The organism is Falsihalocynthiibacter sp. S25ZX9 (assembly GCF_041205405.1).
Taxonomy (GTDB): Bacteria; Pseudomonadota; Alphaproteobacteria; order Rhodobacterales; family Rhodobacteraceae; genus Falsihalocynthiibacter; species Falsihalocynthiibacter arcticus.
On the sequence record NZ_JBGFCD010000003.1, the window covers coordinates 335,235 to 343,386 of the forward strand.

At 48.1% G+C, this 8,152-nt stretch carries 7 protein-coding genes and 3 pseudogenes; 4 read left to right on the top strand and 6 right to left on the bottom strand.

All coding sequences use genetic code 11. The features are described 5' to 3' along the window. Positions 1-128 precede the first annotated feature (128 nt). The 5 genes and pseudogenes from AB9F29_RS05770 to AB9F29_RS05790 all read right to left on the bottom strand — a co-directional run bounded on the left by AB9F29_RS05770 (position 129) and on the right by AB9F29_RS05790 (position 5,880). A complete protein-coding gene (locus AB9F29_RS05770) occupies positions 129-2,414 on the bottom strand; it encodes a glycosyltransferase (RefSeq protein WP_369754913.1) in 2,286 nt (761 codons plus the stop codon). Positions 2,415-3,449: 1,035 nt separating this feature from the next. Continuing rightward, entirely contained in the window at positions 3,450-3,695 is a 246-nt protein-coding gene (locus AB9F29_RS05775; protein WP_369754914.1) for a transposase, read from the bottom strand. Next, on the bottom strand, positions 3,664-4,026 hold the full coding sequence (locus tag AB9F29_RS05780; RefSeq protein ID WP_369754915.1) for a hypothetical protein: 363 nt from the start codon (positions 4,024-4,026) through the stop codon (positions 3,664-3,666). The genes AB9F29_RS05775 and AB9F29_RS05780 overlap by 32 nt, the downstream gene beginning before the upstream one ends. A gap of 33 nt (positions 4,027-4,059) precedes the next feature. Next, positions 4,060-4,116: pseudogene (locus tag AB9F29_RS05785) on the bottom strand (hypothetical protein); the annotation flags it as partial. Positions 4,117-4,383: 267 nt separating this feature from the next. After that, positions 4,384-5,880, bottom strand: coding sequence for a calcium-binding protein (locus AB9F29_RS05790; protein WP_369754916.1), 1,497 nt, complete (start codon positions 5,878-5,880; stop codon positions 4,384-4,386). A gap of 429 nt (positions 5,881-6,309) precedes the next feature. Between AB9F29_RS05790 and AB9F29_RS05795 the strand changes: the two genes are divergently transcribed. Next, positions 6,310-6,744: an IS3 family transposase gene (locus tag AB9F29_RS05795; RefSeq protein WP_369754928.1), complete on the top strand. Its 435-nt coding sequence runs from the start codon at positions 6,310-6,312 to the stop codon at positions 6,742-6,744. Here the strand turns inward: AB9F29_RS05795 and AB9F29_RS05800 are convergent. Further along, positions 6,662-7,080 (bottom strand): annotated as a pseudogene (locus AB9F29_RS05800) (DDE-type integrase/transposase/recombinase); the annotation flags it as partial. The gene AB9F29_RS05795 and the pseudogene AB9F29_RS05800 overlap by 83 nt on opposite strands. A gap of 81 nt (positions 7,081-7,161) precedes the next feature. On the opposite strand from AB9F29_RS05800, the gene AB9F29_RS05805 reads away from it, so the two are divergent. The 3 genes and pseudogenes from AB9F29_RS05805 to AB9F29_RS05815 all read left to right on the top strand — a co-directional run bounded on the left by AB9F29_RS05805 (position 7,162) and on the right by AB9F29_RS05815 (position 8,082). Then, a complete protein-coding gene (locus AB9F29_RS05805; RefSeq protein WP_335586947.1) occupies positions 7,162-7,344 on the top strand; it encodes a hypothetical protein in 183 nt (60 codons plus the stop codon). A gap of 12 nt (positions 7,345-7,356) precedes the next feature. After that, positions 7,357-7,458: pseudogene (locus tag AB9F29_RS05810) on the top strand (hypothetical protein); the annotation flags it as partial. A gap of 33 nt (positions 7,459-7,491) precedes the next feature. Then, positions 7,492-8,082, top strand: coding sequence for a hypothetical protein (locus AB9F29_RS05815; RefSeq protein ID WP_335586946.1), 591 nt, complete (start codon positions 7,492-7,494; stop codon positions 8,080-8,082). Positions 8,083-8,152 lie beyond the last annotated feature (70 nt).

The window sequence follows — 8,152 nt, forward strand, 5'->3', positions numbered from 1 at the left end:
CACCATTATTAAATGGTTCGTTTAAAACAGAAAGACATCTATCTTGTGCAAACTTGCGAATAAAAAAGTTTGTCCATGATCTTGGCTGAGCAACCATGAGGATTTTATTAAAAGTCATTGCCGTTGACCTATTCAAAAACCGTGAATTCCATCAACTCATTGAGAATTTTTCGCAGTTCGTTTGGCGTCTCTGGAACCGAGAACTTAACCTCTTCCGTAAAAGAAGGGTGACTTTTCAAAGTATTTCCTTCGATACATTTCCTCTGAATCACCTCAACCGTACAGTGTTTTTCAAAGTGCTTGAGTGCCAAGTCTGAATGAGTTTTAAGCCAAGCGGGGTCTATCCCACGTGCGATTTCAAATAGTTCTTCGGGTACGGCCCAACATGGGGCTTCCCGATAAGCCATATCTGATACATTCATCATTGGGTGCAGGTAGCTATCATGATTAATTATTGGAATTCCACAAGACAGAACCTCAATAGAGGTCTTCCCCCCAGCAATTGGGAAGGACTGAAGGAATACGTCTACGTTGTTATCCAACAGGTACTTTCCCAAATTTGGAACGCGAGGCTGTACTTGGAAAGCGTCTTGATCAATTGAGTGTTTGGCGAGGGCCTTTCGTATATGATTAACGACACCCTCTGAGATATCACCAACGTGCAGATAGCTACAGCCAGTCTTGTGAATGAGTTCTGGAACTACGTCTTTGAATTGATAATCGTAAGCTTGCTCAATTTTATATTTTCGAACACAGGCGCTAGCGAACTTTAGAGTTTGCCCTGTTTTCTTTTTACTAATCACTCTTTGAGTCACATGGCGCGTAAATGCGGGGACATAAACTCTTTGCTTGCTTGGTGCTAACTTTTTAAAGACATCCATTTCATATGGGCGCTTCGCTATTATCCCACTGACGGCCGGCGAATATTTACCGATGCCAATCCCATGGTCCAAACTATTTATAAGGTATATGCTTTCACAGTGCTCTTTTCGGATCCCACCCAACAGGCTCACGTCATGATGACTTGGGTTCAAGAACACTAATGATGGGTTTATCCTAGATAAATGGTACGTTAGCCAAGCTGTTTTTTCGAGCAAGCCCGTATCCGTACAAATTACCAACTGAATTCTTGAGTCTACATAATCTCTTATGTCCCGACTGCTGCCCACGGTCTCGGTGGAAAACAGATAAACCTCTCTATCAGCCAAATAACACTGCGCAAAATCTAGAGTTTCCTCCATCATCCCGCCGCCGTTACTTGTCATGCCTGACATAACAAATGCTACGGGACCCAATTTGTCTTTGTTCGGTTTGGTTCTTGGTTGAATAGATAGCTGGTCTGCAATCAACCCGCCAATTTCGTAGCAAAGCGCATCAATTTCTGGAGTACATATTACTTTGCGAAAGCTAATTTTTTTCAAATTTGCATCAAAAGAGAGTGCTGAAATAAATTTGCGTAACAATGAGAGCGCTTCATCCAACATTCCCATAAGAATTAATGAACGAACTTGCTTCTCTAAATCCGTCACTGTTTTTATGCCATTGACCGAGCTTAGCTGAAATTTGTTTTTAGTAAAAACGTCCTGCGAGTTTAAACACACAGGCCTCTTGGAAATTGGGATGTAATTTCTAAGAGAGTTAACTTTCCAACCTACATATTTTTTTGCATTCTCTTCATCTTCAACCAGATCATACATTTCGTATTTTTCTAGTTTGGCATAAAGCCTCTCAATCAGTTTTATCTGACCCTCTTGGTTCAGCGAAGTCCAGATACCACCGCCATGATTATCATATACCGACATAGTTCTGGGAATATAGGCAATGTCACCATAGCGCGCATTTACATACATTCGAATAACATCGCCTCGGACCTCTCGAAATATTTCATGAGGATGCGATAATTTCGTGCTGGGGTCGTAAAAGTAGTTGCGAAACAAAAGGGAACTTGTGTGGAAATATGCCGCGCCTTGAACCAAATCGCTGTATGAAACGGGATTTAGCCTCGGTTCAGGGTTCGGATAAAAGCTTTCAGTCCCCCCCATTTCATCGCGCACAATCGTTCTGTGTCCGCATCCAGCCAATTCAGGGCTTGCCTCCAAGAATTCTACTTGCAAAGACAATTTACCCCTATCAATCCAGTAGTCATCTGCGTCCAAAACGTGATAATAATGCCCGCTTGCGGCCTTTAAGCCGTGGAAAAATGCAAGTGCGTTTCCTAGATTTTCGTCAAGCTTCAAATATTTGATATTAAGAAATTGAGCCTGATTATTTTTTATCAACGATGATGCTAACTCGGCAGTCTTATCACTTGAACAATCATCAACAATAATCAGCTCAACGCCGAACCGTACGTTTTGATTTTGGATTGATTGAACTGCGCGTTCTAGAAATAATTGCTCATTAAAAACGGGCATTATTATAGATACTATCGGTCGAGTAGTCATTGCTGTCGGCCTTCCCTTATTTTTTCAAATACCTGAATCCAAAAAGGTTGGGCGCAATTGCTTCCAAGTCTGCTTAGGGCTGGGCATCTTTCAATGCCTTTAACATTGATTTATTCCAGTGTGAACGCTTTTGTCTCCTGAATCCTTCCGGAACTGGTGTTTTCAACTGACCTTAGGTTCCAGTGTAACAGTCGAAAATCACCGGACGGTGTGCTTAGGGGTACTGGCAATCCACCCATTTTAATTCGGCTGCTTTCTGTTCCATTGCGGGTGGAATGCCACCGATGCCTAAATTGGGTCGCTCGCGGCTGTAAGTCCCGAGCAATTGCGTTGCCTTGGTCTGCGCCTCCTCAATCGTTTCAAAGATGCGTTCTCGTTGCGTCGATCAGGTTTCGCCCCAGTCCGCTCCTGGTGCTTCTTCGCGGCATTCTCTTAGCAGCGATCAAGGCTGCTTGATCTATTCAGTTCGTCCCGTCTGACTTCTGTGTGCGAAATGTCTCCGACATTTCTGCGTTCGGGGCGCGCATGTGCTTTCAGCTTATTGAAGCCGATCCGTTGAATGTCGAGGGCTGCAACTGGTGTCTGCTTTCCCAAAGGTTGCGCCAGATCAGCTTTTCCTTGGGTGATTTGAAGAACGTTTCAACCAAGGAGTCGTCCATTACTCGGCAGGGTTATGGCCTACAAATGATCCCTCGGATCATCTCCTAAACGCCACAACTTGAACACTTCCCTCTCCTCGCACAGCAGGCAGATTTCATCACTAATGCGATCGTTCTCCCGTTCCAGATTTTCATGAGGGCTCGACATCAAATCATCATGCAAGTGTTACTGAACCCACTTGTTCAGGATCGATAGCCCAAAACCCGAATTCGCGGCGTCCAAGGAGTAAATAACTTCAAATTGAAAGGTTGAAACAACATTAATTTAGAGACTTGAAGCGGCTATGGCCGATCCGGTTTCGAACCTATTCTGTTGAATAACTCGAAGTTTTCACCGTGTGGCCTCTCAGGATAAATGGTTTCCACTTCTGTTTCTCACAGTGGCTCTGGCCTGGATTGGGTTTGGTGCTAGTTTGGCTAACTTTTTGAGGTTCTGGGCGGTTGCCGCGAGGAAAAATTCGTCGTGTGCACCGCATAGGCTACGCAATCTGAGTCGGCCCAAGCCGTGAATGCGTTTGAGATGTGCGCATGAAATCTCGACCTTTTTGCTCAGTTTGCGATCAACCACGAGCGACATCACGGGACGTTTCATAGATTGAACGTTTCACTTTGCGCTTCGGCTCTTTTGCAGTGCAGCGCTCTTTTAAGGCACACGCGTCACAGTTTGATTTTCGAGCACGATAGCGTATCGTTTCATCTTTGTGTGCGCCGGACCTTGGCGTTTCAGACGCACGACGATATTGTGTGAGCTCTTTACCGCCGGGGCAAATGTACAAGTCATGTTCAGTATCGAAGGTAAAATCAGCGCGTTCAAAGGCCCCATCTTTTTGCCCCGATTTGTCTATGACGGGAATATGCGGCGCAATTGCGGGCTTCGCGACCAGCCAATCTAACATCGGACCTGAGCCAAAAGCGGTATCCATTGGCAGTCGCTGCTTGCAGCGATGAGAGGGGCGGTTCTTGGAGAACGTGGAATGATCGGGAATAGGATCCGTCAGACCCAGCTTGCAGAACCAATAACATGCGCATCATTCGTTATGGCTCAATAGAAGGACGACCCGTCGTATTGTAAAACTCAGACAAATGTTGGCGAACACTGGACAAACCAATTGCCCGAGATACGTGGTCAGATGGAACAGGATCCTCAATCCCTCATATCCACAAGGAAGCTGATTCAGCCAAGCGTTCTCAAATCAAGAAGGGTTTTCCAACAGAATAAGACGTGAGCAGACCTTGACGGTCGTCGCAGCGATTTGGCTACTGAACCGCATTTTTCAAAATTATAAAAACATGAAGTTGTCGTTGTTAAAGAACTGAGTCCAGCTAATGGAATCATCGACATCCACCAGAATTCGTTCGTTTGTTTCCTGAACCATTACCGCAAAATGTTTATTCCCATCTATTGTGGTCTCCCAAGCAAAGAGATCATCAAGTGATCCAACATTATTGACGTTATCGAATTTTATTACATCAACTCCATTGGAAAAATCCGTAATCAAATCAAGTTGTGCATTCATTTGCGACCACGTTCCGTCGAGATTGTCCCAATCCACTAAATCACTGTTTGTGAATTCAAACGTATCAGCGCCATGTCCTCCGGTGAGGATGTCCGCCCCTTGGCCACCAATTATCCTATCATCACCGCTCTGCCCGAATATCACATCCTGACCTGCGCTTCCGTAAAGTCGATCATCACCATTTCCGCCGTAGAGTTGGTCGTTGCCGTATCCGCCGCCCAGCAGGTCATTACCGTCTCCGCCACCCAGCAGGTCATTACCCCCTTCGCCGATCAAGGTGTCGGCCCCCATACTGCCGTAAAGTCGATCGTCACCGTGTCCGCCGTAGAGCTGGTCATTGCCGGTTCCGCCGCCTAGCAAGTCATTACCGTCTCCACCGACCAGCAAGTCATTACCGTCTTCGCCGATCAAAGTGTCGGCCCCCATACTACCGTAAAGTCGATCATCACCGTGCCCGCCGTAGAGCTGGTCATTGCCGTATCCGCCGCCCAGCAAGTCATCGCCGGTTCCGCCTAAAAGGGTATCGTTCCCATCGTCTCCAAGGACGGTATCGTTGCCGCCGCCTCCCCAAATTCGATCATTGCCAGCGAAGCCGCGTGCGAAGTCGTCGTTCAGGCCCGCCGCGATCAGATCGTCTCCCGAGGTTCCCAGAATTTCGGCAAGCACGTCGGCGGCATCAACGTCGGTGTCATTGATTGTGACGCCGTTCGTCGGCGAGAAGCCGGCTGGAACGAAATTCTGTGGGTCGAGGTATGGGACTGTTTCCAAGACAGAAAAGTCTGGAAGCTGGCTTTCAAGGAGGAAGTGACCTTCTTGGTGGGGGGAGTGCGAATCTCCGCCTCCACTCATACCAATGCGCGCACCTTCAATTGCATAAAAGATGTGACCACCTGAGGCTGTGTCGATTAGCAACCACTGCTGCGGTTGCGATCCCATTTCGTGATGGGCTCCGTTAAATTCGACAACGCGAACATTACTGGGCAAATTGTTGAAGTCGAGCAAATTTCCTTCAATCCGAATTTCGTCCCGAGACGCATCAAAGTCCTCGAGGCGGCCGACAATGACATCAGCAACGTTGTTAATGTTTTGAAAATTGAAAGTGTCCGCGCCGCCACCGGAGCGCGCATGATGGCCATGCGAAAACTTTGTGATGCTTGAAAATTCTAAGTTATCCCAATGGTCATAGATATTATCGACACCCCCACCATAGGTATGGATTTGCGTTTTTCCATCTGTAGCGACATATGTTCTGGTTACCATTCCTGCCTCATACTCAAATTAGGTTGCATCACGCTCTATGGCCGCGAGCTCAAAACTCCTGAAGGGCCGGTGCTTAGACAACATTGCAACTTCGCAACGGCAGAGAGGTTTGATCACCTGCCGTACCGATGCATTCAATCATTCAGGAATGTGTTGATCAAAGACAGTGCTATAAGGAATAGCTACGCGACTCTAATGCTCACCTCACTGTACGAAGGGGTATTGGAGTGGCCCGAAAGGATACCAAAAAGGCCCAGATGAAGGCTTTGGATTGAGAATGTGCGCGCAGGGCAGAGTGAATTTTCTATTCTGTACAAACGGGCGCTCATTTTTGAATGGCTGACTTGAGTGCCTCAAGCGTTCGTGATTCAGCCAAAGAACCTGCTCACCGGATTGCCGAGTGGTGGTTCAATGCCGCAATTGCTGCGAATGTCCATTTCCCACGCGCCCTGTCAGTCAGAGCCGGCTTCCACGTTTGGCCGGTCATCTTTCAGTTTTGCAGAAAACGGCCGCTATCCGCCCTTTCAAACTCAGGAATGTTTCCATTTTAGAGAAGATTTGTATGGTGCTCGCAAACTGTGGCATTCCATAAGACGGGAAGGCATCGATTTGGCGCGCGACACTGTTGAACGTCTCATGTGTGACACTGGGATCGAAAGTGTTAGGCGCGGAAAGAAGATCAAGGCAACTCTGCCGGACAAGGCGCTGCCTTGCACAATGGATCTTCTGAACAGGCAGCTCCGCGCAACCGTGCTAAACCAGTTCCAGTCTTTCAACTCATTTATGCAGCCCTTCGTTCAAATGCCAAGGAGCTTTTGCCTCCCCGCGATGAATGTCGGCGGCGTGGATTACAAAATCCATTGATGTGCTGGAATATTGCGCCTTCAGCCTGCCACCGCGTCTCTCATCGGTTTCTCCAAATTAATTCTGCCTTGATGGATTTGAAGAATGTTTCCGGCAGGGTCATGCGCAGCATGATCCCGAGAGGAGGAGCAATTCCCTTTGCCGCTCACGGATACTTTGAAGCCCTGTTTTGTCAGGCATTTCTGGCAATCATGCGATCAGGATTGCGAGCCACGATCCGTCTGGTAAACGGGGTGGCCGCCGTAATGCCACGGTCATAGCCCACGCGCGTATTGCCAGATTTCGCTTCATGCGATTGCTGCCCGCTGCTCGGCCAATGACGCAGCGGGAATATAAAATGACCTGTACCAAGGCCGTCTTATTTGGAACCTTCAGCGTTTCATCAAGGATCCAGACACTAGTAAACGGCAAGCCGGTATGAATCCAACGGAAGACTGGATCATTGAAGAGGTTCCTGATCTCCGCCTTATTCCCGACGGCCTTTGGAACCGTGCCAAAGCCCGCCAAAAGGCCACCCGTAGTGAGGTCATCAGCGAAGGCGTTGTACGTGCCGAACGCGCAAAGCGCCCCAAACATCTGTTTTCAGGTGCATTGACCTGAGGAGCCTGTGGTGGCGGTTTCACCATTGTTTGGAAGACCTACTTTGGCTGCGCCAATGCCCGCAACAAAGGCACCTGCGGTAATCGCACCACCATAAAGCGGGAGGAGCTAGAGACCCGAGTTCTCCTAGGTCTCAAAGATCAATTATTGCATCCTGACCTCATCGCAGAGTTTACCCTCGCCTATGAAGCTGAGTTCCGCCATCTTACCAGCTCCATTAAACAGGACCGCTCCAAGACCGAACGGGACTTGGTAAAAGTGAACAAACAGATCGGCACAATCATCGAAGCCATTACCGATGGAATGTATCACCCCAGTTTAAAGATAAAGATGGATGAGCTCGAAGCGCGGAAAACGGAGTTAGAGGTGCAATTGCCAAACACAGAGGATGCACCTCTGCCTATGCTGCAGTCAAACCTCTCGGGCCTCTATCGCGACAAGGTGGCAAATCTGACCGCAGCGCTCAGTCAGCCCTCCACGAAGACAGAAGCCGCAGAGATCATCCGCAGTTTGCTGTCCGAAGTACGTCTCACGCCTGAGGGAAACGGCTTATCGATTGAATTAATTGGGGAATTGGCGGGCCTTCTCGCGTTGGGGAACCCTAGAAACGCAGAAAGCCACCCTAGGGTAGCTTGTTCTGTAACAATGGTTGCGGGAGCGCGATGCCGCCGAAAGCTGACACACTACTCGACGACGCCTTCGCCGTCGAACCCGCATTCCTCCGCCATTTTAAGGTAAGACGCAGTAAAACCATCCATATAGGCGTACATAAACACTTTTCCCTCAACAACCACGTCGAATTGGCCGT